The organism is Pseudomonas protegens CHA0 (assembly GCF_000397205.1).
GTDB lineage: Bacteria > Pseudomonadota > Gammaproteobacteria > Pseudomonadales > Pseudomonadaceae > Aquipseudomonas > Aquipseudomonas protegens.
The window spans coordinates 4,293,690-4,314,047 of sequence record NC_021237.1 but is presented as its reverse complement, the minus strand read 5'-3'; the positions used below and the strand labels follow the sequence as shown (position 1 = coordinate 4,314,047).

General features: G+C 56.8%; 28 protein-coding genes. 18 read left to right on the top strand and 10 right to left on the bottom strand.

The window, feature by feature from the left end; genetic code table 11:
- Positions 1–51 precede the first annotated feature (51 nt).
- The 7 genes from PFLCHA0_RS19135 to PFLCHA0_RS19105 form a co-directional block, all read right to left on the bottom strand.
- Positions 52–903, bottom strand: a complete 852-nt coding sequence (locus PFLCHA0_RS19135; protein ID WP_015636190.1) for a ParB/RepB/Spo0J family partition protein — start codon at positions 901–903, stop codon at positions 52–54.
- Positions 904–1,345: 442 nt separating this feature from the next.
- On the bottom strand, positions 1,346–1,729 hold the full coding sequence (locus tag PFLCHA0_RS31735) for a hypothetical protein (RefSeq protein ID WP_134532613.1): 384 nt from the start codon (positions 1,727–1,729) through the stop codon (positions 1,346–1,348).
- A 249-nt stretch (positions 1,730–1,978) separates the two neighbouring features.
- The gene (locus PFLCHA0_RS19130) at positions 1,979–2,572 is read right to left on the bottom strand and encodes a hypothetical protein (RefSeq protein ID WP_041752383.1); all 594 of its coding nucleotides are present in this window, start codon (positions 2,570–2,572) and stop codon (positions 1,979–1,981) included.
- Positions 2,573–2,911: 339 nt separating this feature from the next.
- A complete protein-coding gene (locus tag PFLCHA0_RS19125; protein WP_041752381.1) occupies positions 2,912–3,814 on the bottom strand; it encodes a hypothetical protein in 903 nt (300 codons plus the stop codon).
- Entirely contained in the window at positions 3,801–4,376 is a 576-nt protein-coding gene (locus PFLCHA0_RS19120; protein ID WP_230493566.1) for a DUF6932 family protein, read from the bottom strand. Before PFLCHA0_RS19120 ends, PFLCHA0_RS19125 begins: the two co-directional genes overlap by 14 nt.
- Before the next feature lie 430 nt (positions 4,377–4,806).
- Positions 4,807–5,118: a hypothetical protein gene (locus PFLCHA0_RS19110; RefSeq protein ID WP_041752767.1), complete on the bottom strand. Its 312-nt coding sequence runs from the start codon at positions 5,116–5,118 to the stop codon at positions 4,807–4,809.
- Between the two features lie 37 nt (positions 5,119–5,155).
- Positions 5,156–5,917 carry a LexA family transcriptional regulator gene (locus PFLCHA0_RS19105; RefSeq protein ID WP_015636188.1) on the bottom strand — a complete coding sequence of 254 codons (762 nt, stop codon included), beginning with the start codon at positions 5,915–5,917 and terminating at the stop codon, positions 5,156–5,158.
- A gap of 57 nt (positions 5,918–5,974) precedes the next feature.
- Between PFLCHA0_RS19105 and PFLCHA0_RS31300 the strand changes: the two genes are divergently transcribed.
- From PFLCHA0_RS31300 to PFLCHA0_RS19040, 13 genes are all read left to right on the top strand, one after another.
- Positions 5,975–6,235, top strand: a complete 261-nt coding sequence (locus PFLCHA0_RS31300) for a transcriptional regulator (RefSeq protein ID WP_324608107.1) — start codon at positions 5,975–5,977, stop codon at positions 6,233–6,235.
- Positions 6,236–6,289: 54 nt separating this feature from the next.
- Positions 6,290–6,907, top strand: a complete 618-nt coding sequence (locus PFLCHA0_RS19100; protein WP_015636187.1) for a hypothetical protein — start codon at positions 6,290–6,292, stop codon at positions 6,905–6,907.
- Between the two features lie 65 nt (positions 6,908–6,972).
- Positions 6,973–7,764 carry a Rha family transcriptional regulator gene (locus PFLCHA0_RS19095; protein WP_015636186.1) on the top strand — a complete coding sequence of 264 codons (792 nt, stop codon included), beginning with the start codon at positions 6,973–6,975 and terminating at the stop codon, positions 7,762–7,764.
- Positions 7,764–8,657, top strand: coding sequence for a DnaT-like ssDNA-binding domain-containing protein (locus tag PFLCHA0_RS19090; protein ID WP_015636185.1), 894 nt, complete (start codon positions 7,764–7,766; stop codon positions 8,655–8,657). The genes PFLCHA0_RS19095 and PFLCHA0_RS19090 overlap by 1 nt, the downstream gene beginning before the upstream one ends.
- Positions 8,654–9,451: a replication protein P gene (locus PFLCHA0_RS19085; protein WP_015636184.1), complete on the top strand. Its 798-nt coding sequence runs from the start codon at positions 8,654–8,656 to the stop codon at positions 9,449–9,451. The genes PFLCHA0_RS19090 and PFLCHA0_RS19085 overlap by 4 nt, the downstream gene beginning before the upstream one ends.
- A complete protein-coding gene (locus PFLCHA0_RS19080; RefSeq protein WP_051167113.1) occupies positions 9,451–9,738 on the top strand; it encodes a hypothetical protein in 288 nt (95 codons plus the stop codon). The genes PFLCHA0_RS19085 and PFLCHA0_RS19080 overlap by 1 nt, the downstream gene beginning before the upstream one ends.
- Positions 9,731–10,318 (top strand): DUF1367 family protein, encoded by a 588-nt coding sequence (locus PFLCHA0_RS19075; protein WP_015636183.1) that lies wholly within the window; start codon positions 9,731–9,733, stop codon positions 10,316–10,318. The genes PFLCHA0_RS19080 and PFLCHA0_RS19075 overlap by 8 nt, the downstream gene beginning before the upstream one ends.
- The gene (locus tag PFLCHA0_RS19070) at positions 10,315–10,929 is read left to right on the top strand and encodes a recombination protein NinG (RefSeq protein WP_015636182.1); all 615 of its coding nucleotides are present in this window, start codon (positions 10,315–10,317) and stop codon (positions 10,927–10,929) included. Before PFLCHA0_RS19075 ends, PFLCHA0_RS19070 begins: the two co-directional genes overlap by 4 nt.
- Positions 10,926–11,612, top strand: coding sequence for a hypothetical protein (locus PFLCHA0_RS19065; RefSeq protein WP_015636181.1), 687 nt, complete (start codon positions 10,926–10,928; stop codon positions 11,610–11,612). Before PFLCHA0_RS19070 ends, PFLCHA0_RS19065 begins: the two co-directional genes overlap by 4 nt.
- 266 nt (positions 11,613–11,878) lie before the next feature.
- Complete coding sequence (locus tag PFLCHA0_RS19060; RefSeq protein WP_015636180.1) at positions 11,879–12,382, top strand: SHOCT domain-containing protein; 504 nt, start codon at positions 11,879–11,881, stop codon at positions 12,380–12,382.
- 259 nt (positions 12,383–12,641) lie between these two features.
- Positions 12,642–13,052 (top strand): hypothetical protein, encoded by a 411-nt coding sequence (locus PFLCHA0_RS31985; protein WP_210457193.1) that lies wholly within the window; start codon positions 12,642–12,644, stop codon positions 13,050–13,052.
- A 312-nt stretch (positions 13,053–13,364) separates the two neighbouring features.
- Positions 13,365–13,727, top strand: coding sequence for a hypothetical protein (locus PFLCHA0_RS19045; RefSeq protein WP_015636179.1), 363 nt, complete (start codon positions 13,365–13,367; stop codon positions 13,725–13,727).
- 82 nt (positions 13,728–13,809) lie between these two features.
- On the top strand, positions 13,810–14,133 hold the full coding sequence (locus PFLCHA0_RS19040; protein WP_011062053.1) for a phage holin, lambda family: 324 nt from the start codon (positions 13,810–13,812) through the stop codon (positions 14,131–14,133).
- A gap of 41 nt (positions 14,134–14,174) precedes the next feature.
- Here PFLCHA0_RS19040 and PFLCHA0_RS19035 read toward each other — a convergent pair whose 3' ends face one another.
- Positions 14,175–14,561: a hypothetical protein gene (locus PFLCHA0_RS19035; protein WP_041752376.1), complete on the bottom strand. Its 387-nt coding sequence runs from the start codon at positions 14,559–14,561 to the stop codon at positions 14,175–14,177.
- A gap of 54 nt (positions 14,562–14,615) precedes the next feature.
- Positions 14,616–14,822 (bottom strand): hypothetical protein, encoded by a 207-nt coding sequence (locus PFLCHA0_RS19030; RefSeq protein WP_041752375.1) that lies wholly within the window; start codon positions 14,820–14,822, stop codon positions 14,616–14,618.
- Between the two features lie 73 nt (positions 14,823–14,895).
- Here PFLCHA0_RS19030 and PFLCHA0_RS19025 point away from each other — a divergent pair, with 73 nt between their 5' ends.
- From PFLCHA0_RS19025 to PFLCHA0_RS19005, 5 genes are read left to right on the top strand one after another with little or no spacing between them, the layout of a single operon-like run.
- Positions 14,896–15,519, top strand: a complete 624-nt coding sequence (locus PFLCHA0_RS19025; RefSeq protein ID WP_015636178.1) for a putative metallopeptidase — start codon at positions 14,896–14,898, stop codon at positions 15,517–15,519.
- A 31-nt stretch (positions 15,520–15,550) separates the two neighbouring features.
- The gene (locus PFLCHA0_RS19020; RefSeq protein WP_015636177.1) at positions 15,551–16,012 is read left to right on the top strand and encodes a DUF2280 domain-containing protein; all 462 of its coding nucleotides are present in this window, start codon (positions 15,551–15,553) and stop codon (positions 16,010–16,012) included.
- Positions 15,999–17,300 carry a terminase large subunit domain-containing protein gene (locus tag PFLCHA0_RS19015; RefSeq protein WP_015636176.1) on the top strand — a complete coding sequence of 434 codons (1,302 nt, stop codon included), beginning with the start codon at positions 15,999–16,001 and terminating at the stop codon, positions 17,298–17,300. Before PFLCHA0_RS19020 ends, PFLCHA0_RS19015 begins: the two co-directional genes overlap by 14 nt.
- On the top strand, positions 17,297–18,760 hold the full coding sequence (locus PFLCHA0_RS19010; RefSeq protein WP_015636175.1) for a DUF4055 domain-containing protein: 1,464 nt from the start codon (positions 17,297–17,299) through the stop codon (positions 18,758–18,760). The genes PFLCHA0_RS19015 and PFLCHA0_RS19010 overlap by 4 nt, the downstream gene beginning before the upstream one ends.
- Positions 18,735–19,823: a minor capsid protein gene (locus tag PFLCHA0_RS19005; RefSeq protein ID WP_015636174.1), complete on the top strand. Its 1,089-nt coding sequence runs from the start codon at positions 18,735–18,737 to the stop codon at positions 19,821–19,823. Before PFLCHA0_RS19010 ends, PFLCHA0_RS19005 begins: the two co-directional genes overlap by 26 nt.
- 13 nt (positions 19,824–19,836) lie before the next feature.
- Here the strand turns inward: PFLCHA0_RS19005 and PFLCHA0_RS19000 are convergent, their stop codons facing one another.
- Positions 19,837–20,304: a hypothetical protein gene (locus tag PFLCHA0_RS19000; RefSeq protein ID WP_015636173.1), complete on the bottom strand. Its 468-nt coding sequence runs from the start codon at positions 20,302–20,304 to the stop codon at positions 19,837–19,839.
- Between the last annotated feature and the right edge of the window lie 54 nt (positions 20,305–20,358).

Sequence of the window (20,358 nt, the reverse complement as noted above, 5' to 3'; positions counted from 1 at the left end):
GGCTGACGCGGCGCTGGTTGTTCAGAAGAACAGGGGGATGCAATTGAATTGCTAAGCTGCTTCGCTAACCGCCCGTTGGAGCTTGAGGAGCAGAGCTGTGGGAAGGCTGATCTCTGGCCCTGAGCTATCCAGGCAGCCATCAGGCAATGCTTTGAAGATTTCCTGTGCTGCTGCACGTATCGCTTCGAGCCGTTGACGGGAAGTTGTGGGGCCGCGCATCGATCCTGCGGTTACCTTTGACTTGCCGGTGGCCTTGGCCTTTTGTAGCTCGCCACCAAGCACTTTGCCTGCCTCCTCGCCATGCTGGCGCACCACCTGCACCGCCGTTGTAGCGGACACCTGGCCGGAAGCGACCAGCTGTAGAACATCGGTATTGGCATTTCCGAGCGTCATCACCTGCTCGACGTGCTGGCGGGTCTTGCCGACCTTCCTGGCGATCTGATCGGGCGTCCAGCCAAATGCGGTGAGTCGCTTGTAGCCGTCTGCCAGCTCAAGAGGAGAGAGCTTCTTTCCTTCCTGACTGGTGATGACCCTGGCTACCCGTTCGGCGTCGTTGCCCTCGAAGGGCACGATCGAGATCCAGGCCTCCAGGCGTTCTGGGTCTTCCTTGCTCGGCACTCTTGGAAGGCGCCCCGCCTGATCCAGCTTCAAGTAGGCGCGGCGACGGCGGTGGCCGTCGACAACCCACATCCCACCTTCAGCGCGAGGTCGTACTTCAAGCGCGGGAATCTGGCCGCCGGCAAAGATGAATTCCGCCAGTGCGCTGATGCTTTCCTCCAGCTCTTCACCTTCGGCCCGAAGGTTGAAGCCGGGTTCTTCGTGTAGATCTTCCAGGCGAGCCTTCATCGCGTCAGCGCGCTTCAGATCCCCGTCTTTGATCATTTGCTTGAAAGACTTGGCCATGCAATTTATTTCCAAGTGGTTGTCATCCCAAGCAGCCCTCGCGAGAAGGCTGCTCAGTGATGCTTTCCATGTTGCTCGCGCCTCCTACCGGGTCATTCGCCAGTTCGGTCAACACCTCGTCCGCCGTCGCAGTTCTGCGCGTTGGTAGCCTTTCGGGGCTATCGGATCGCCGGTCGCCAGTAGTGGCAGCGCGATTTTGTTCACCTGACTTTCTCTCGCCCCACAGGTGTGGCCGGGGCTGACCTCCCAGCGAATCGCCGGGTAATCGTTAATGGCGCAGGTTGTTAAAGAGCGGCGCGGCTTTCGCTGCTGGGCCGGTGGCGCGTTGGCTTGGGAGTGATATTAGGCATAGGCTAATTTTATGTAAATAGGTAATGCCTAATTATTTTCGATTAGGCATGAAAAAGCCCGCGCTAGGCGGGCTTTGTATTTCTGAAAACTCTTAACTGCAGCCTTTCAATCCGAATTGAATGACAGAAAGCGGAGCTGTTGACGTGTCTTGTGGCTGCAAAAATACCTTCCCATTCGAGGTTTCTGCCTTGTAGGAGATAGCGACTGCGGCGCCATTCTTTCCTGAGATGTAAAGAGTTGCTGTACCCTTTTTCGCTAGCAGCCAATCGCTATCAATGGATACCGAGTCTATTCGTGCATTTGCCATGCAGGATGTATTCAGCTTTCCAAGGTTCAGGACTATTGAGGTGCCAAGCTGGCGGACCAGCTTCTCGCTGGTTGTTTCAAAATCGTTGTGTTCGCTCCATGCTCTTGCCAGGAAGCCACAGATGATGAACAGGACCAGGAAAGCCCCAAGCTTTTTTATGAGAGACACTGATCAAGCTCCGTCTAAATCAAGGTGTCGAGATGATATCACCGCCTGCAGAGGGATGATGCCTAGTCAGTCCGAGTTTCGCTTTGGCTTCATGGCGGGGGAGGGCGGCTTTGCAGCAGGTCCGGAGCGGGATTGTGTGAGAAAGGTTGATGCAAAAAGCCCGGTGCTGGGCCGGGCTATAAATTCAGGTAGTGCGTCAGTCCGAAGCCAGAGCTTTTACCCGGGCAAAGAATCAGCATGCGCCGGGCATTATTTCTTTTGCATTCTGAACCAGTACTGAGTGCCTTCGTTATCGTCGAGGTAGACTCGGTAGAATCTGTCAAATTTAGTCTTTGGTTCCTTGAATACGATGGTGCCCTCGGGAAGGGAAATGCAGTGCTGCCCAGGTTTTATGTCACCGGGGCGTGGTGTATAGAACTTCAACCCCATTCGATCGATCCAGGCCCCTACGGTGGTGCAGGCCGCTGTCTCTTCCCTCAATTTTTCCTGAAATGGTGCCCGTACATAGGGGTATTCAGAAATGAATCCTTCTTCCTGTTCGCCCTCCAGCCTCACTTGAACATCGCCTCGCTGGATTGTGTCAGCATTGAGCACCTGCAGCCGTGTGCCGACCCGCAGGCGGCTACAGCCATTCGCTTCAGCGTAGTCCTGGACTTGTTCATCGTCCCACTTCAAAACGCCGGGCATGAGGTAGTTATCAATCCGAACCGCAGCCTGGTACGTCTCGCATATCCAGACAGACTCGTCTAGTTCCACAAGTTTTGGCGCCGCTACTGCAAGCGTGGCAAATACCATCAACAGAGCTGTTGTCGCTCCGCAAGTCATCCTTTTGAGCGCGGTCATACGCGTCCTATTCTCGAAATGTTATTCATTCGATTAGGTATCGGCATATGGCATTTTCGCTTGAATAGAGCCCTTGGCTTTCTTGGGCAAAAAAATGGCCCGCTTATGTGCGGGCCTAAAGGGAATTCTTCAAAGGAGTAGGGGGAGTTTGACCCTGGCGCTGTAAATGCCAGGTGAAAAGGATGTCGCAAAAGCAGAAAGCCCGCACGGGGCAGGCTCCCTGCAACACCTGGGGTGCAGATCCCTCAGCACAGCCAATTTGCAATCGCCGGGATAGCCAGCTCAATGGTGGCACGACGAAGGGTAGATACAAGAAGCCCGGCACTGGGCCGGGCTTGATTACCAAGGAAGTTGGGAAATGGTGTATCGCGGCCTGCCCTTGCCGACTGTTCTAGCGCTTACCTGGATGATAAAGGCTTTGTTTAGATGCATATTGATAACTGCCGGGTCTTCAATGGCAGAGGCAATTCTCCCGTGAATAACCGTCCCATCCTGGGTCTTGAATTCAAATCTTCTTTCTGCAGGGAAGGCACCCAAGAACTCACCAGAAAATTCAACGTCTTTCTCTACAATGTTTTCAGGACTGAGACGGGACCTGCTAATTCTGACTTGGTCAACACTCGTAAACGAGAACAGGTGGTCACGAGTTGCCACCGAGCAGTACGCTTCGTAGGAAATCAGTTTTTCGAGATAATCCGAAATTGTTGCGATCGCTCGCGTTCCTACTCTAGAGGCTGGCTCGGATAGTTCCTCATCACTCTTGGTGGAGGCCTCTAGCAACTCAGCTACCAACTCAAATGCTTGCGAAACGGAGGTGGTTCCCTCAAGAGGTAGCTGCGCATCAAGTGATGGCGCTTCTTCGAACTCAAAGCCGAAAGAGCCGATAGCAGTGCCGGTTATAAGTATCTGATTCTGAGATTTGTTCGGTATAGGACCAAAATCATTCAGAACACCACCAATAGACGCGGCTACGGCAGCAATGGCTTCTGAGAATTTCGCAGTTGCTATGGCGCCAAACTCAGCGACAACACCGTGCACACCCCAAACGGGAGCACCTCGATAGGTCACTACTGCTTTGGCTGGGGAAAATGCTCCTCGGCCAGGATCCAGCAGACGTGATTCTACTTGCTCCTTTCTTGAGTTCATCGATAGTTGTGCGAGCTTGCTTAGCCCAGACTTGCGAGACATGCGATCCAAGAAATTGATTTCAGCCTGCGCGTGGGTGAATTCAGTTCTGTTCATTCTGGACCTCCCGCTTGCGATTCTCCAAAAGGCGTCTGGCATTATCATCATGGTCCGGCTCGAGCCTGACGCTCAAAAAGCCTTTCCACTGCTGAGACCTTCTGTGAGACCACATACTGTACCAGTATGCTGACATCTCGACTAAAAATTCAGCAGGTTCCGACAGAGGGAGAAGGTAGAAGTCAACCTTGTAAGTTTGCTTGATCCAGGGATTGTCAGTTAGCGCCTTGATTTCATCTGGCGATAGGGCGGCTTCTACCTCTGGTCGAATCTCCGCAAAAGTAACAACATCCATGTCGTTTGGCGCCCTCCCTTCCAATAACTCAACGTGCTCCATAAAGCTTCCGTTCAGCCACTGAAAACCAGAAACAACGCCTATACGGTGCATTTCAGCTCGGTGAGAGAGAAAGCCATCAAGAATCTCGCACCTTTCAAGAGTAGTAGAAAAGCGCTCAACAACCTGCTCAACGGTCACCGTGTATGGAGCTCGCTCTAGAGCCGTCGGATCATTTTCATCAATTGGGGGAATTATCCCTTGATGATTCCATTGCGGGATCAACACTTACCTCCTTGTGGTGTTGCTTTAAGATCGCTACACATAGCCTATTTTGATATTGAGCGCGCTGTACGCCCCACCTTCACCTCTTCCACATACCCCGCCAGCTTGTCCTCTGTTTCCTGGAAGGAGAGGGCGATCTTGATCAGAGCGTTGGCGCCTTGCCCATCCGCGCCGGCCTACAACCCGCCCCACCAAACCAAGTGATTGCTCAAATTTCTCTACACAGCCCCAAGCACCAGCCAGGTTGCCCATAGAAATGGCTCAACGTCATCAGCTCAAGCACGACAACCATCACACAGAAAGCTACAAACCCACGCGTGAAGACGCGGCGAGGCTTTTCATAGGACTGGTAATTGCTCAGCCCGCTGAAGAGGTTGCCAATGAGCTCCAGAAGCTCCATCACTCATCCGCCTCGATTACGTAAGGGTTTGGGTCATCGCTCGTACCGCTTGCCATCTGTAGAAACGAGATAAAGCCAATCCGAGTAGGGGAGGCGAGCGATGATTTTGGTTTTCTCAACCACCGCGGCCATAGTCATCCCGCGACACAACAAGCTCACTCCACCTTGGATGCGCTCGCACATAGCGTCTGGGCTGTCTACGAAATTGGTCTTGTTCAGGCGGAGCATTACCAAAGTGCGCCCCTCGGGTACTGCACCTATTGGCGGCACGATGAAAATCGTTATCTGGGTGTAGATGGCAATTGCAATCAGAGCAACTAATCCAGCGATTACTAGCTTTTTCATGGAGTCCATTCCGTTTTTTCTGGATTTCGATTGTCTGTCAGCGAGCAAACATTCCCCACCAGAACACATGGCCCAGGATCGAAATTTGTTGCTCCTGAGCTTCGGCGAAGGTGTAGTCCTCATCCGGGTGTTCGTCGCGGTTGAAGCTACGCAGGCGCAAGCCTGTGGGCAGGCGATAGACCTGCTTCACGCGCAGCTGACCGTTGTGGTTGATCGCATAGAGGTCGCCATCAACGATATCGCCAAGCGAGTTCTTGCCAGTGTTCACGCCGACCGTGGCGCCATCGCGTAGCACGGGGAACATGCTGTTGCCGCGGACGATCAGGCACTTGGCATTGCTGAACTGCACATTGTTGCGGCGCAGATCGCTCTTGAAGAAGCGTAGCTTGGCGGTATCGCTTTCTTCGATCACAAACCGGCCAGAGCCGGCTGCCAGCTCTACTTCGCGCAGGAAGGGGACGTAGACCTCGTCGTCGGGAAGGGGAGTCGCGTCGTCCCAGGTCTCGATGTTGGAAAGCTTGACGCTAGCCTTTGGTGAAGAGTCATAGGCGGCTGGAGCTTCAGCGACGCTCAGAATATCCCCCATACGCTCGCTCAGCCCCCAGTGCGCAGGGGAAACGACATCTGAGAAATACTCAATCAGCTCCATGAGCTTAGATTTGTCGATTCGCCCCGTCTTTACCCAGCCTTGGACAGAGGGGCCCGCCACGCCGAAATCTTCGGCGAGCTTTTTCTTTGTAACGCCTTTGGCGACCCGAGCTCGCTCGATGGCTGCGCCTAATTCTATTCCTGTAAGCATTGCCTAATTAAGCCTAGTCAGTTGCCGAGTAGGCAATGGCTTGTTAGTGATTAGCTAATGCCTTATATTTGGCGCATGACAAACCGGAGAAAACCCATGACACCAGCAGAAGCGGTTCGGAAGGCAGCCGGGATTTTGGGCAGCCAAACAGCGCTGGCCAGCCGTCTTGATGTTCGAACCCCGACTGTAAGCCAGTGGTGTTCGGGAGATCGGCCCGTTCCGGCAGCAAGGGCGCTTCAAATCGAGGCGCTTACAGGTGGCGAAGTTAAGAGGGGGCAGCTTTGCCCTTCGTTTCCCTGGGGCGAGATGGTCGCTTGAGCGACTGCCCCGTCCACCTCCTCAGTAAGTCCAGATTAGAAGAGAGCAGTCTCCATGAATACGTCCAGTTCAAGACACAACGTGCAAACCCGTGACCAGGTGCTGGTGGCGCATGCCGCAAACCAGATCGCCCGTACCAGTCTGAGTCAGGACGCTTTCGCTCAAGCGCTGAGTCGTGAAATCTGCCTGCGTGTTCCCGCCGCCAAGATCATTCAGGCCAAGGTCCCGGACTTTAATGAGCTGGCGCGCACGAACGATGTGGGGGAGTTCGTGAAGGCAACCGGCCGCTGGCTGAAGCGTGTGCAGCGCTGGCTTTCGGGTGATCAGGAAATGCCGTCGTGGCTGGAAGAGCCTTGGGTGAATGCTCTTGAGCCAGAGTATCGCGACCACTGCATCAACGAGCTGGCCGGTCGCCACGGCCTGACAGGCGCCCGCCAGATGCAGAGCGATCAATGCGCCAACAAAAGCTTCGGTGCGTTGATCCGTGCCCTGGGGGACGTGATCGATACCGGCAGCGAAGTATTTGACGACCAGGTGATGTGCGAAGAGGACCTGCCGCATCTTCCGGCGTTCGCCGAGCAATGCCGCCAGGTTGAAGCGCGGGCGGGGGAGCTTGGCCGGAAGGCTGAAGCACTGATCGCAAAACACCGACCGAATTTGAAGCTTGCCTAAATCCCAGGCACAAAAAAGCCGGGATTGCGCCCCGGCTGATTCATTAACACCTGATGAGGCCGATTATGCAGAGCCAGCCCAATTCCAGCAATACCCCTACCAATACCGCGCCACGTTTTCAGAACTCGCAAAACGTGGCGCGGACTATGTCGTCTGTCGAGATCGCCGAACTGACCGGGAAGCTGCACAAGAACGTGCTGGCTGATATCCGTTCGATGCTCGCTGAGCTTGAAATCGACTCGGCTGAATTTTCAGCCCAGTACAAGGACAGCACCGGGCGCTTCCTGCCGTGCTTCAACCTCGACCGAGAGATGACCGACACGCTGCTGACCGGCTACAGCGCCAAGATGCGCCTGGCCGTAGTTCGCCGCTGGCGTGAGCTGGAAGCCGCAATTGCCCAGCCACGCGAGCTTTCCCGCATGGATCTGATCCAACTTGCCTTTGAGGCCGAGCAGGCCCGGCTTCAGTTGACCATCCAGATCGAGGCCCAGGCCACCAAGATCCACTCCTTGGAAAACCTGTTCAAGGAAGGTATGACCCACACCCAATTCTGCAAGGGCCTCAACGGGGTCAACGTGATGCAGGTGGGCAAGTACCTGGAGAGCCGGAACTGGCTCTACAACGAGAGCAAGACCGGCCTGCGCCTTCGCGTGGCTTCCTACGCTCGCGACAAGTACATGACCGAGCACCAGCACGAAGTCACTCCCCACGGGAAAGAGGCCTTCATTTCCTTCACACCAGTCTTGCTCAAGAAGGGCGCTGTGCGCCTGTACGACCTGTACCTGGCCGGTGAGCTGCCTATGAAGAAAACCTGGGACGGCTTGTTCACTCATGACAAAGCACTGAGGGCCGCGTAATGGCCAGAATCCGCACAATCAAACCCGAGTTCTGGTCGAGTGAGCAGGTGATGGAGAGCCGCCCCCTGGCTCGCCTGCTGTTCATTGGTTTATGGAACTTCTGTGACGACGGTGGCAACCACCCATTGGCACCGCGGACCATTAAGGCCCTGGTGTTTCCAGGTGACGACATCACCTCTGAGGCAGTAAGCGAGCTGCTCGGTGAGCTGGAAGGATCTGGCCTAATTCGGAGCTACACCGTGGACGGGAAGCAATACCTTCACGTCAATGGCTGGAAGCACCAGAAGATTGAAAAAAGGACCTTCAAGTATCCGAAGCCTCCCGAACCAAACGCCGACAGTGATGCTGCTGGCGACGATGATGTGCCTACTGAACAGCAAGAAGTCGTCGAGCAGTCGTCGAATGGAAGTGGAGGACTCGCCGATGAGTCGCCGAATGGTCGCGGAGAGCTCGACCCCGGAAGGGATGTAGAAGGGAATGGAAGGGATCAACACCACTCTCTCAACGCGAGCGAGGAAATTCCGACAGTCGAGCCGGGAGCAACGCCCGAGGAATCCTCGGTAGTTGGCTTGGAGACACCCTTCGACCCAAAAGCTCCAGTGGAGATGACCCTGGACTGGATGCCTGATGCCAATCTCCTGAAGACCTACTGCGTGCACTTCGGCGTATCGACCGACCTGTTCACTCAGGAGGCCGTGGCCCCGTTCACTGCCCACCACGAAACTGCCGGAACCCTACAAACCCAATCCAAGTGGGTTTCTCTGCTGGTCAAGTGGGTCAAGGATGACAAAAACCGGGCGAGCAATGTTCTCCGGCTGCCGGTACGCCGCCAGGTCAATGGGCCAGACTTCGACGACCTGAGTTGGGCGGATGACCTGGGTGGTGTGCTATGAGCGATAAGCCAAAGCCGCCGCAAAGCGCTGCTCAGCTGATGAAGTCTGCCGGCGCGACCGTGGACCTGCGATCCGCAGTTGCCGGTTATCAGCCGCCAGCCGCTCCGGTAATCCCACAGACCTTATCGCCCGGCACCGCTGGAGTGGTAAACGCGCTGTTTAAGGAGCTGCAGGCCATCTTCCCGGCCTGGAAGCAGGCATGGCCGACGGACGTAGCCCTGAGCGCCGCCAAACGCAGCTGGATCAAGGCCTTCATCGTCGCAGAGATCAACACGCTTGAGCAGATCCGCTTCGGTATTGAGCGTTGCCGTGCCCTGGGCACCGACTTTGCGCCTAGCGTCGGCAGGTTCATCAAGCTGTGCCTGCCCACCCCGGAAATGCTGGGTATCCCCAGTCACGACAAGGCGTTCCGCGAAGCTCTGGTGAACGCCCACCCAAGCCGCTTCCGAGATCGCACTTGGTCACACCCTGCGGTGCGCCATGCTGCTCTGCAGTGCGAGATGCACAACCTGGGCGACCTGATACCGGAGAAGGCCAGTGAGGTGTTTGACCGGGCCTACGACATCACCATTCGCCGCCTGATGCAGGGGCTGCCCCTGGAAGACATCGCAATCGGCATCGGCCACGACAGTCAGAAGACCGAAGTGCAATTGGCCGAAGAGTTCGCCAATCAGCGCCAGGCCCGCCTGCTGGAGATTCAGGCCATCCCATGCAGCGGATCGGCTGCGCGAGCGCAACTACTGGCTCGATTGAACATCAAGCGCGAATCGCAGCGCGGTAGGGAGAGTTTCTGATGACTGACTACACCGAACTGAATTTGCTGATTGATCGCGTTCTGAATGATCGTCGGTTCTGTTCTGATGAAAACCACCGGATTCTTGCCCTAGGCTCCAAAGCCCTGATTGCTGAGAATGAGCGTCAGCGAAAGAACTCCGAGCGTTATCTTTTCCTACGTGACCGCTGCGGCTTGGTTGCGTATCAAGCTATCGCAGGCTCGATTGGTCCGGGAATGCTTCCTTCAGGAGATGCCCTTGAAGTCGCCATTGACGCGGTAATGGGTAAGGGGGCTTCTCATGGCTGAGCTTGCCCTTATTCGCACCGCCCAGGGCCTGGTACCGGCCACAGAGGCAGACCGTGAAACCATCCAGTGCTGGAAGGCTGGCCAGGTCATCCACGGCAAGTTCACCAAGATGAGAAACGCCCGGTTCCATGGCAAGTTCTTCGCGATGCTGGATCTGGCCTGGGAGTACTGGGAGCCGGTCGGGGGCCTGATCCCACGCCAGGAGATGCGTGGCATTCGCGGCCTGGCCAAGTTCTTCGAAGCGCAGAACGGCAGGCCGGGGCAGCTATCGAATGCGGTTGATGCCTACATTGCCGGGCTTGAGCAGGCCCGCGCCGAGCGTTTCCCCTCAGTCGACAAGTCCCGTGAAGCCTTTCGCGAGTGGGTGACCATCGAGGCCGGCCACTTCCACCTGGTGCGTACCCCCGACGGCGTCCGCAAAGAGGCCAAGTCCATCAGTTGGGCCAGCATGGACGATACCCAGTTTGAGCCCCTTTACCGCGACGTCTTCAACGCCTGTTGGCGCCTGGTGCTGTCCGCGCACTTTGAAACCGAAGGCGCCGCCCTGGCTGCTGCTGATCAGATTGGGAGCTTTGCATGAAGCGCACCCCACTGCAGCGCAAAACCCCGCTCACGTCCGGCGGCACACGTCGTAAACGCTGCCCGGCCTGTCGGGTGATGTTCACGCCCGTACGCGCCTCCCAGGCCGTGTGCGGGGAGATAGAGTGCGCCATCGCTCACGGGCAGTCAGAGAAGGGACAGGCAAGCGCCCGGAAAGCCCTGGCTGATGTTGAGCGCCGGGAGATCAAGGTCCGCAAGGCAAGGCTGAAGAGTAGGGCGGACCACCTCCGAGAAGCCCAGGCCGTGTTCAATGAATGGGTACGCCTACGCGACGCCGATCTGCCCTGCATCAGCTGCGGGCGGCACCACGACGGCCAGTATCACGCCGGCCATTACCGCACCGTAGGCGCGAACCCAGAAATCCGCTTCGAGCCCTTGAACGTCTGGAAGCAATGCGCCCCATGTAATACGCACCTGTCCGGCAACTTGGTGAACTACCGGCTTTCGCTTCTGCAGCGAATCGGCGCCGAGAAACTGGGGTGGCTGGAAGGGCCCCATCCCGCACGCAAGTACACCATCGAAGAGATCAAGGCCATCAAGGCCGACTACCGCGAAAAGATCAAAGAAATGAAGAAGGGGATTGCAGCATGAAGCTGATCAACGCAAGGCAGGTATGGACAGAGGCTCAGCATGAATCGAATGCGTCGATCAGTGCTGTGGCAATTGAGCGGGCCGAGTCGGCACCGGTGAAGACTGGCGGCCGTATCGGTAAGCGCGAGGTGCAGTTCCCGGCGCTGGGCAGCGAGAAGGGGGAGGAGGCCGCGCGCTTCGCTGTACCTGGGCAGCGAATCAGCATCAACGAAACGCGCCGCACGCCGATTGGCCGGTCCACAGCCCGTGCTGCGCACCTGGCCACGATCGGCAAGGTACTGCGCGCCATCGACACGCTGCCGTTCCAGGTGCAGCAGTTCGGGCACTACCTGTACCACCCGGCGATGAACATGCGGCACCTGCTGAACGCGGTGCTGTTGGTCACCGCCAAGGCCCAATTGCCAGACCTGACATCGGCCAAGCGCGTGAAGGCTCAGTATTTGGTAACCCTGGCCCTGCAGTCTTACAAGGGGGAGGCTCACGGCGCGGCAGAGTGGGGGGCGGCTCGGGTCGCCTCTGAGATGAAGGAGTTCTTCGGTGTCACTATCGAGCCTAAGCATTGGAATCGTGACTGGCTCGACTTATGGGAATCAATGAAAGCAGTGATCAAGGAAGTGGATATTCAGGCTCAGCAGCCGATCTGGCAGGTGATTCACTCGGAAAATGATGAAAGAGCGGCATAAAGATATTGACATGGTGGGGTTTTGTGCGTACTTTTCCCATAGTGCACAAGTAACGCGAAACGCACACGAAACTCTGGACCCGGCCAAGCGCCGGGTTTTTTATTGCCCGAAACTCGCCGTCTTAGTTCCAGCGGTCGAGAAGTCGCCTTGTAAGCTGATGAGCTAAGTCGTTAGTGGGGTCTGGTGTGGCGTGATGGCTTTTGGCTGGCATGGCTTTGGGCTCTTGGATATGATCCGGCAAAGGGCCAATCACAAGGAGCTTCGAAGTGGCTGATGAGTCGAAACATGTCGCAAAATTCAGGGCCAAACATCTTCAGAGCGGTGAGCAGATTCTCGCCTGGGGTGAGGGCTACATCGGCGAAATGATGGGCAAAGGGAAGGATGCTCAACACAACGGTGTATTGATCATCACTGGCTCTAGGGCGGCTTTTTACCGGAAGGGGCTTTTTGGCGAGGTCATCGAGACCATGCCGCTGAAGGGCATCACCTCGATCGAGCGAAAGTCTTTCATGGGGCACCGTTCGCTCCGCCTACATACATCGCATGACGCGCTTGAGTTCAAGACCTTTAAAAAGGAAAAGGAGCAGGCGCTATTTGATGCAATTGAAGAGGGCCGCCATGCAGGCGCTCAAGCAGCGGCTCCAGCAGCACCACCGGCAGGCGGTGACGCCATGGCAGCGCTAACTAAGCTGGGCGAGCTCAAGGCTGCCGGCGTGCTGACTGAGGAAGAATTCAGCGCCAAGAAAGCTGAATTGTTGGCTCGACTCTAAAGCAGCGGTCAATTGTACCTACTAGAGCCTCGGCATTTGCCGGGGTTTTTTCGTTTATGGCTTCCCACACCCTTTGCTCCGAGCTGCTAATACAGGTGGGCAAACAGGGTCCAAAATACTGGTTGTATGTACAGTATTTTGTTGAGATAGTCATTCCGCTCCTCGGACGCACAGGATGTGGATATCAGCTCGATATAGGGCCTGACCTACAGGTCTCTGAGTGAAGGCCTTGAGCCTCGAACCATCGCCCTTGAGCGACATGAAAGCGGAATCCTCCGCGAACAATCATTCGACTCAAAAGGTGCTAAAAATGAGCGCAGTAAAAATTGGTAAACACTTCGGCAATTTGTTCCCGAAGGGGGTTGTACAGATCGTCTCGCCAGCCGAGAACTTGAACGGTCTGACCATTCAGACGGCCTACATTGACCCTGCTGATGGGTACGTCAACCTTTATGCCTCGGAGGCTGCTCCTGCCAGCGCTGGCGACGCCAACACGCGGATTATTTTCTGCGGTAACGGCCCAGCTGTCGCGACCAGCCACTCCTTAATTACGCTTCCAGAACCCCTGTTCGTGCCTGCCGGTATGGGGCTTTGGGTTACTGCTGGCTCTAGGATCGCAGGCGCTGCTGCTACTGGATCGATTGCAATCACGTGGGACTTGGTTGCGTAAAGGCCACAACTAGTTACAGGCCCAGCCATGCGCCGGGCCTTCTATCTAGTGGTTTTTAACTTTGGGCTTCGCCCAGACCAGCAATGGTCTTTTTCTTTGACTATGCCCACGGAGTCGAGCGCATGGAGTTTCTGCAACGTTTGCTCGACAGGCTTGATACGTGGTTTACCGCGGGGTTGGTTGGTGCGTTGGGCGTGAAGTTTGGGGGGGGGGGGGGCGGTTGCATTTCGCAGCAGCGTGTTCTGCTTTGCCCTGATGAGTGATGCTGATATTGTTGATGGCAAATTGAAATCATCGCTTTAGAGGGAGCTTATGAACTCGTTGTTTGCAAAGACATTTGGCGGGCTGACAGCTAGCTATTATCTCCGACAGTTATTTTTTGGCGCACTTTGCGCTGCCTTCTTTATCTTCATGAAATCGAGGGCGCCCAGCGGTATCGACTTTACAAACGCTGCGCTTTCCGTCGTGAGCGCTCTGCTGTATCCGTACTCGCGTTTTGTGTACGAGAGCATTGTTGGTTTCGTCATGGGCACTAACGTGTTCTACGTCAATGCAGGACTGATGCTCGGAGTGAAATTTCTCACGATGTTCATCTGCTGGTTTCTCGCGATGTTCATCGCACCTTTGGGTTTGTTGTACCTCTACTGGTATCACAGTCGGCATCAAGCCGATTAGGACAGACCTGTCCGATTTCCTATAAGCCCTGGCATTCGCCGGGGCTTTTTCATTTGTGCTCCCCGAAAGGGAGGAATCGAGTATGTCCAACATGCCAGAAAAGAACCCTGACCTGTGGGCGGCAGCACTGGCATGGTTTGCTGTGCATCAGCCACAGATCTATGCAGGTGGTACGGCTGCCATTGTTGCCGTTTTCCGCGTGATCTATGGCGGTGGTAGTGGTCGCAAGATGGTGCTTGAGGCCGTCATCTGCGGCCTGATCGGCTCCAGCCTGATCCCGCTGCTGGAGTACTTCACGCTCCCGGCCAACCTGGCCACCTTCGCTGGCTGCATGGTCGGCTTTGTTGGAGTAGAGAAGCTGCGGGACTACTCCGATCGGTTCATGAGCCGTAAGGCTGAGGGCTGATCCGCGCCACGTTTTAGAATGCGCCGTTTCGTGGGGCGGACCTAAGAGTGGTCGCTCAGCAACTTCTCAATACCGTGCAGCTTATACGAAAGCTCCATCTCTACCTCGAATAGCCCTCTTGACCAAAGCTCACTGCACGGGCTGGTGTCTGTTCGCATACGGAAGTTTGCCGAGGTGCTTCTGACCGCCGGACCAAAGTAGCATCGTTCGAGATCGGTTTTCTCAGCCTTGCGCCGGGAAATCGTCTCATGTTTTGCAGCCTCCTTGATCTCGGCTTTCAGTGTTACAAGCCTTGATTTCAGAGATTCAATACTGGTTGCAGACAGCCTCGATTTGTCGGAAGCGTCATTGATCAGGCTTCGAGCTTCGTCGTGCCATCGCTGCAGCTCAGCTCTGATTGCTGCAGCCTCGTTTCGGTCAAAATCCATGTGCTCTCCTGAGGGTTAGATAGGAATGCCGCAGGTGAGTGCGGCACGGGTGGGTCACTTAACTTTCATCGCCTCTTGAATCAAGTCAGCGTATTCGCCGAGGTTGCTCATTTCATCCTTGATGATGTTGCAGTCAGCTGGTGTGTTCGCTGCCTTCGCATGTATGACTGCAAGCGCGGCAGATACTGCAAGCGCGCGTTGTTGTGCGGCCGGTTTCACGCGATCGTTGTGACCGGCTAGATCTGTAATTGCTTGAGTCAAGGTGAAGCTCCTTTTGTGGGTTGAGATTCACAGATACCGGCAACGAGCCACTATTACAAGCTCGAGGTTATCCATGGGCAGGCCACACCCCCCATCTTCACTTCTTGAGCTGTCGGATTTATCCGACTTCGGCATCCGCCTTACGCCCGCCCCCGAAGTATGGGAATGGCTCCAAGCCGAGATTCTTGCCGACACCGGCAGCATCCACAACGAAGACCATGCTCACCTACTGGATGCAGACATCCGGGTCATGTGGGCATCGTCGAGCTTCGAGAAGCAGGGCCGAACAGTTCTTGGCCAGGCCGAACAGGTGGCGTTCCGGGCCGGTGGATGGCAGAAGGCCCGGATGGAGCAACAGATGCGTGATTGGTTCGGCGACGTGCCGGCCTTCATCATCACTCTGGCTGCTGACTACTGCGCTCAGTGCTCAGACGCTGACTTCTGCGCCCTGATCGAACACGAGCTCTATCACATAGCCCAGGCGACCGATAAGTACGGTCAACCAGCCTTCACCCAGGAAGGCGCGCCCAAGCTGAAGCTGCGCGGCCATGACGTCGAAGAGTTTGTCGGTGTGGTCCGCCGCTATGGCGCGAGCCCTGACGTTCAGGCGCTGGTAGACGCTGCAAACAATCCTGCTGAGGTGGGGAAATTGAACATATCGAGGGCCTGCGGAACCTGTCTGCTCAAGTCGGCCTGATGTGAGACAGGCATGAGACGGAATCCAACCTATGGCAGCCCTGAAAAGCGATGTGAAAGCCTTCATCGTTCAGGCTTTGGCGTGTTTCGACACCCCCAGCCAGGTCTCACAAGCGGTGAAGCAAGAGTTTGACATCGATGTGACCCGCCAACAGGTGGAGCAGCACGACCCAACCAAGCGCGCCGGGTCTCATCTTGCACTCAAGTGGCAGACCCTGTTCCACGACACCCGCAAGCGATTCCGCGAAGAGACAGCTGATATCCCGATCGCCAACCGCGCGTTTCGCCTCCGCGGCCTGGCCAGGATGGCCGAGAAGGCCGAGAACATGCGCAACCTGGCTCTGACTGCCCAGCTGTACGAGCAGGCCGCCAAGGAGTGCGGGGACATGTACGTCAACCGGGCCCGCAAAGAAGAGCCGGACGACGAGCCGCTGACCCCGACCCGCATCCAGGTCGACGTGGTGGATGCGAGGAAGCCGGATGCCCAGCCTTAACATACCCCAGGCTCAGTTCCTCACGCTGCCCCATAAATTCCGCGCCTTTGTTGCCGGCTTCGGGTCGGGGAAGACCTGGGTAGGCTGTTCCGCGCTGAGCAAGCACTTCATGGAGTGGCCCGGCGTCAACGCTGGATACTTCGCGCCAACCTATCCGCAGATCCGGGACATCTTCTATCCGACCATGGATGAAGTGGCCTATGACTGGGGGCTGAAGACCAAGATCAACCAGGCGAACCATGAGGTTCACATCTACAGCGGCCGGCAATGCCGCGGCACTGTGATCTGCCGGTCGATGGAGAAGCCCCAGACCATCGTCGGCTTCAAGATCGGCCACGCCCTGGTGGATGAGCTGGACGTGCTGACGTCGATCAAGGCACAGCAGGCCTGGCGCAAGATCATTGCCCGGATGCGCTACAACCTGCCGGGCCTGAAGAACGGGGTAGACGTCACCACGACGCCCGAGGGCTTCAAGTTCGTCTTCCAGCAGTTCGTGAAGCAACTTCGCGACAAGCCGGCGCTCAAGGAGATGTATGGCCTGGTCCAGGCCAGCACCTTCGACAACGAGCTGAATCTGCCAGACGACTACATCCCGTCGCTGATGGAGTCGTACCCCGAGCAACTGATCAGGGCCTACCTAAACGGCCAATTCGTCAACCTGACGTCGGGGTCGATCTACCACGCCTACGACCGGAAGCTGAACCAGTGCTTCGACACGGTCCAGGCTGGCGAGCCGCTGTTTATCGGGATGGACTTCAACGTCGGCAAGATGGCGGCGATCACCCACGTCAAACGCGACCAGGGGCTGCCCAGGGCAGTCGATGAGCTGATCGATGGCTACGACACGCCGGACATGATTCGCCGCATCAAGGAGCGCTACTGGCAGCACGACGGCAACGACTTCAAGAAGACGTGCGAGATCAGGATCTACCCGGACGCCTCGGGCGATTCGCGCAAGTCGGTCAACGCCAGCATGACGGACATCGCCATGCTCAAGCAGGCCGGCTTCTCGGTCATCGCGCCGGCGGCCAACCCGCCAGTAAAGGATCGGATCAACGCCATGAACGCCATGTTCTGCAATGCCCAGGGCGAGCGGCGTTATCTGGTGAACCCGTTTACCTGCCCGACCTACGCCGACGGCCTGGAGCAGCAGGTATGGGCGCCCAACGGCGAGCCCGACAAGTCACAAGGAAATGACCACGCCAACGACGCCGGCGGCTACTTCATCCACAAAGAGTTCCCGATCGTGAAACCGGTCACCTCGCTGAATATGGGATTTGCCCGATGACAGACGTCACCTTCACCCGTCCCGAGTACGACGCGGCGAGAAACCGCTGGCGCTTGGTGCGCGACGTCTGCAAGGGCTCGGAAACCATCAAGGCTGCTGGCGAGCGATACCTGCCGCGCCCCAATGCTCATGATACGAGCAGGGAGAACCGGGAGCGCTACGACGGCTACAAACAGCGGGCCGTGTTCTACAACGCCACCGGCCGGACCAAGCACAGCCTGGTGGGCGCTGTATTCCGTACCTGGCCGACGCTGACGGTTCCGGGCGCGCTCGACTACGTGGCCAAGGATATCGATGGCCAGGGTGTGAGCATCTACCAGCAGTCCCAGTCAGTGATTGGGCACCTGCTCGAGGTGGGCCGTCACGGGCTGCTGGTGGACTACCCGCAAGTTGATGGTCAGGCCGTGAGTGTTGCCGATATGGCGTCTGGCCGTGTCCGTTCGACGATCAGTAGCTACCCAACGGAAGCGATCAAGAACTGGAAGACTCGCAAGGTAGGTGGCCAGCACCTGCTTAGCCTGGTGGTGCTGGAGGAGAAGGTCGATGTCGACACTGATGATGGCTTCGGCAGCAAGCAGGTAACCCAGTATCGCGTGCTACGTCTGGATGCGGATGGAAACTACACCCAGGAGGTGTGGGAGGAGGGCTCTGGTCAGACGTCGATGGTCATAGCGCCTTTCACCCCGTTGAACGGCGCAGGCCAGCGGTGGAGGGTGATCCCTTTCCAGTTCCTTGGAAGCGAGAACAACGACGCGAGCATCGACGACTCTCCGCTGTACGACATGGCCGAGATCAACATCGGGCATTACCGCAACAGTGCCGACTATGAGGATGCGGCTTACCTGATGGGCCAGCCCCAGGTGTACATGGCTGGCCTTGATGAGCAGTGGGTGAAGATGCTGGAAGAGAAGGGGATCTACTTCGGTTCCCGGGCCATTCTGCCTCTGCCTCAGAACGGCACTGCTGGCATTCTCCAGGCCCAGGCCAATACCATGATCAAGGAGGCTATGGACGCCAAGGAGGATCAGTTGATCGCCCTCGGCGCCAGGTTGATCGAGCGTGGTAGTGCAGTGAAGACAGCCACCCAGGCCGACAATGACAGCGCCGCCGAGCACAGCGTGCTGTCCTTGATCGTGAACAACGTCAGCGAGGCCTATTCACAGTGCCTGGAGTGGATGGGCGAGTTCCTGAACGTCGCTGGCGAGTCGCTGTACAAGTTGAACCAGGACTTCACGCAGATCAGCCTTGACCCGGCGGTTCTTTCTGCACTGTTCAACGCTGTGCAGGGTGGCCGGCTGCCTGAGGCTGACTTCTGGCAATACCTGCGCGACCGCGGTGTCATCGATCCGGAGAAGACCGACGACGAGATCCGGGATGAACTGCAGACGGCTGATGCGGGCCCACAACTGGATGACCTGACTGGAGGGTCTGGCGATGGCGGCAAATCAAGCGATCCTTGATGCCACTATCCGGCACGCCGTGTTCCTCGAGCAGCTGAAGTCGGGAGAGGTCGAGAAGTTCGGCCCCTTCCTCAAAGAGATCGACAGGTCGATCCGTGATCGCCTGGCGCGCGCGGACCTCACTGAGTACACCGCTCGGCGCCTTGAGGTACTGCTGCAGGAAGTCGACAGCCTATTGCTGGGCATCTTTGACCGGTACAGCGAGAAGCTGAACCTGGACCTGGTCGACATCGCCAACTATGAGGCGCAGTTCGAGGCGACCAGCCTTACACGGGCAGCACCGGTGGGCGTGTCCTTTGAGGCTGCTGTCCCAGGCGCTGCGGCGATCAGGACGGCGATCCTCTCCAATCCGCTCAGTGTGCGCGGCGTGGATGGCGGGAAGTTGCTCAAGTCGTTCATTGATGGCTTCACAGCCACCGAGCGGCAACGCCTCACGGGCGCGATCCGGCAGGGCTTCTTCGAAAGCCAGACCAACTTCCAGATCATCAAGAACATCCGCGGGACCAAGGCGCTCAACTACAACGACGGAATCTTGGCCACGACCAACCGCAACGCCGGTGCCATTGTGCGGACGGCAGTGCAGCACGTCGCCACCCAGGCGCGCATGGAGACGCTGAAAGAGAATTCCGACGTCGTCCAGGCCGTGGAGTGGGTCAGCACGCTGGATTCGAAGACAACGCCCCAGTGCCGAACGCTCGACAAGCATCGGTTCAAGCTGACTGAAGGGCCCAGGCCGCCGATCCACATCAACTGTCGCTCGACGGTGGTGGCGGTGACTCGCTTCAGCGCGCTATTTGCCAAGGATGCCACGCGGGCATCTATTGGCGAGGATGGTCCGCAGCAGGTGAGGGCCGACCTTAGTTACTACGACTGGCTTAAGCAGCAGCCGGCGGCGTTTCAGGACAAGGCGATTGGCCCTAGTCGCGCCAAGCTGCTGCGTGATGGTGGGTTAAGCGTTGTGCGATTCAGCGAGCTTCAGTTGGACCGTAATTTCTCACCCTTAACCCTTGAGCAAATGAAAGCCCTAGAGCCGCTTGCATTTGAAAAGGCAGGGCTGAGATAGCTCGCTTGGCCGTTTAGTCGACGAGTTCAACCGCATTAACGGCGCGGGTAAATACGCCTTCGTAGCGCTGCTTGCAACGGCGAAACTTTCCAGTCGATACCAATGCATCAATCACTTCGGTAGTTGCCTGCATGGTGTTTTTGTAGCGCAGGTCATCAATGAATTCGCGACGGATGATCGGGTCCAGGGTCATGAGCTGGTTCTCCGGATAAGCCGCATAGACCTGAGCTCGTTGGTTTATAGCAAGGTGCTTGATGCCGTGCTTTTGCAAATAGTTCAACAGATCAGGCACATGCAGATAAGCGTTAAGGCCGCCATAAGGAAGTTTGATCATGGTTTGATCCTCATTAACAAGTGGGTGGGCTTGAGCCGCTGGCTCTAAAGCTGACCTACCTGCTACGAGATCCCGATACGCAGCAATTGGCATCACCGCAAAGATCGCTTCACCGTTTTCACCATGAATGAATTGTACCGAGTTCATTTACCGCTCCTTTCGCTTCGTTGTGACTCCAATGTAATTACAACGAAGAATTAG

Bases quoted from the DNA above. Each gene is read 5' to 3' on its own strand.
- PFLCHA0_RS19035 (WP_041752376.1), bottom strand. From the start codon at position 14,561: ATGGATTTTGACCGAAACGAGGCTGCAGCAATCAGAGCTGAGCTGCAG.
- PFLCHA0_RS19040 (WP_011062053.1), top strand. From the start codon at position 13,810: ATGTCCAACATGCCAGAAAAGAACCCTGACCTGTGGGCGGCAGCACTG.
- PFLCHA0_RS19000 (WP_015636173.1), bottom strand. From the start codon at position 20,304: ATGAACTCGGTACAATTCATTCATGGTGAAAACGGTGAAGCGATCTTT.
- PFLCHA0_RS31300 (WP_324608107.1), top strand. From the start codon at position 5,975: ATGCCTTATATTTGGCGCATGACAAACCGGAGAAAACCCATGACACCA.
- PFLCHA0_RS19110 (WP_041752767.1), bottom strand. From the start codon at position 5,118: ATGAAAAAGCTAGTAATCGCTGGATTAGTTGCTCTGATTGCAATTGCC.
- PFLCHA0_RS19070 (WP_015636182.1), top strand. From the start codon at position 10,315: ATGAAGCGCACCCCACTGCAGCGCAAAACCCCGCTCACGTCCGGCGGC.
- PFLCHA0_RS19130 (WP_041752383.1), bottom strand. From the start codon at position 2,572: ATGACCGCGCTCAAAAGGATGACTTGCGGAGCGACAACAGCTCTGTTG.
- PFLCHA0_RS19075 (WP_015636183.1), top strand. From the start codon at position 9,731: ATGGCTGAGCTTGCCCTTATTCGCACCGCCCAGGGCCTGGTACCGGCC.
- PFLCHA0_RS19020 (WP_015636177.1), top strand. From the start codon at position 15,551: ATGGCAGCCCTGAAAAGCGATGTGAAAGCCTTCATCGTTCAGGCTTTG.
- PFLCHA0_RS19085 (WP_015636184.1), top strand. From the start codon at position 8,654: ATGAGCGATAAGCCAAAGCCGCCGCAAAGCGCTGCTCAGCTGATGAAG.
- PFLCHA0_RS19015 (WP_015636176.1), top strand. From the start codon at position 15,999: ATGCCCAGCCTTAACATACCCCAGGCTCAGTTCCTCACGCTGCCCCAT.
- PFLCHA0_RS19065 (WP_015636181.1), top strand. From the start codon at position 10,926: ATGAAGCTGATCAACGCAAGGCAGGTATGGACAGAGGCTCAGCATGAA.
- PFLCHA0_RS19105 (WP_015636188.1), bottom strand. From the start codon at position 5,917: ATGCTTACAGGAATAGAATTAGGCGCAGCCATCGAGCGAGCTCGGGTC.
- PFLCHA0_RS19100 (WP_015636187.1), top strand. From the start codon at position 6,290: ATGAATACGTCCAGTTCAAGACACAACGTGCAAACCCGTGACCAGGTG.
- PFLCHA0_RS19095 (WP_015636186.1), top strand. From the start codon at position 6,973: ATGCAGAGCCAGCCCAATTCCAGCAATACCCCTACCAATACCGCGCCA.
- PFLCHA0_RS19005 (WP_015636174.1), top strand. From the start codon at position 18,735: ATGGCGGCAAATCAAGCGATCCTTGATGCCACTATCCGGCACGCCGTG.
- PFLCHA0_RS19090 (WP_015636185.1), top strand. From the start codon at position 7,764: ATGGCCAGAATCCGCACAATCAAACCCGAGTTCTGGTCGAGTGAGCAG.
- PFLCHA0_RS19080 (WP_051167113.1), top strand. From the start codon at position 9,451: ATGACTGACTACACCGAACTGAATTTGCTGATTGATCGCGTTCTGAAT.
- PFLCHA0_RS19125 (WP_041752381.1), bottom strand. From the start codon at position 3,814: ATGAACAGAACTGAATTCACCCACGCGCAGGCTGAAATCAATTTCTTG.
- PFLCHA0_RS31985 (WP_210457193.1), top strand. From the start codon at position 12,642: ATGAAAGCGGAATCCTCCGCGAACAATCATTCGACTCAAAAGGTGCTA.
- PFLCHA0_RS19135 (WP_015636190.1), bottom strand. From the start codon at position 903: ATGGCCAAGTCTTTCAAGCAAATGATCAAAGACGGGGATCTGAAGCGC.
- PFLCHA0_RS19025 (WP_015636178.1), top strand. From the start codon at position 14,896: ATGGGCAGGCCACACCCCCCATCTTCACTTCTTGAGCTGTCGGATTTA.
- PFLCHA0_RS19010 (WP_015636175.1), top strand. From the start codon at position 17,297: ATGACAGACGTCACCTTCACCCGTCCCGAGTACGACGCGGCGAGAAAC.
- PFLCHA0_RS19045 (WP_015636179.1), top strand. From the start codon at position 13,365: ATGAACTCGTTGTTTGCAAAGACATTTGGCGGGCTGACAGCTAGCTAT.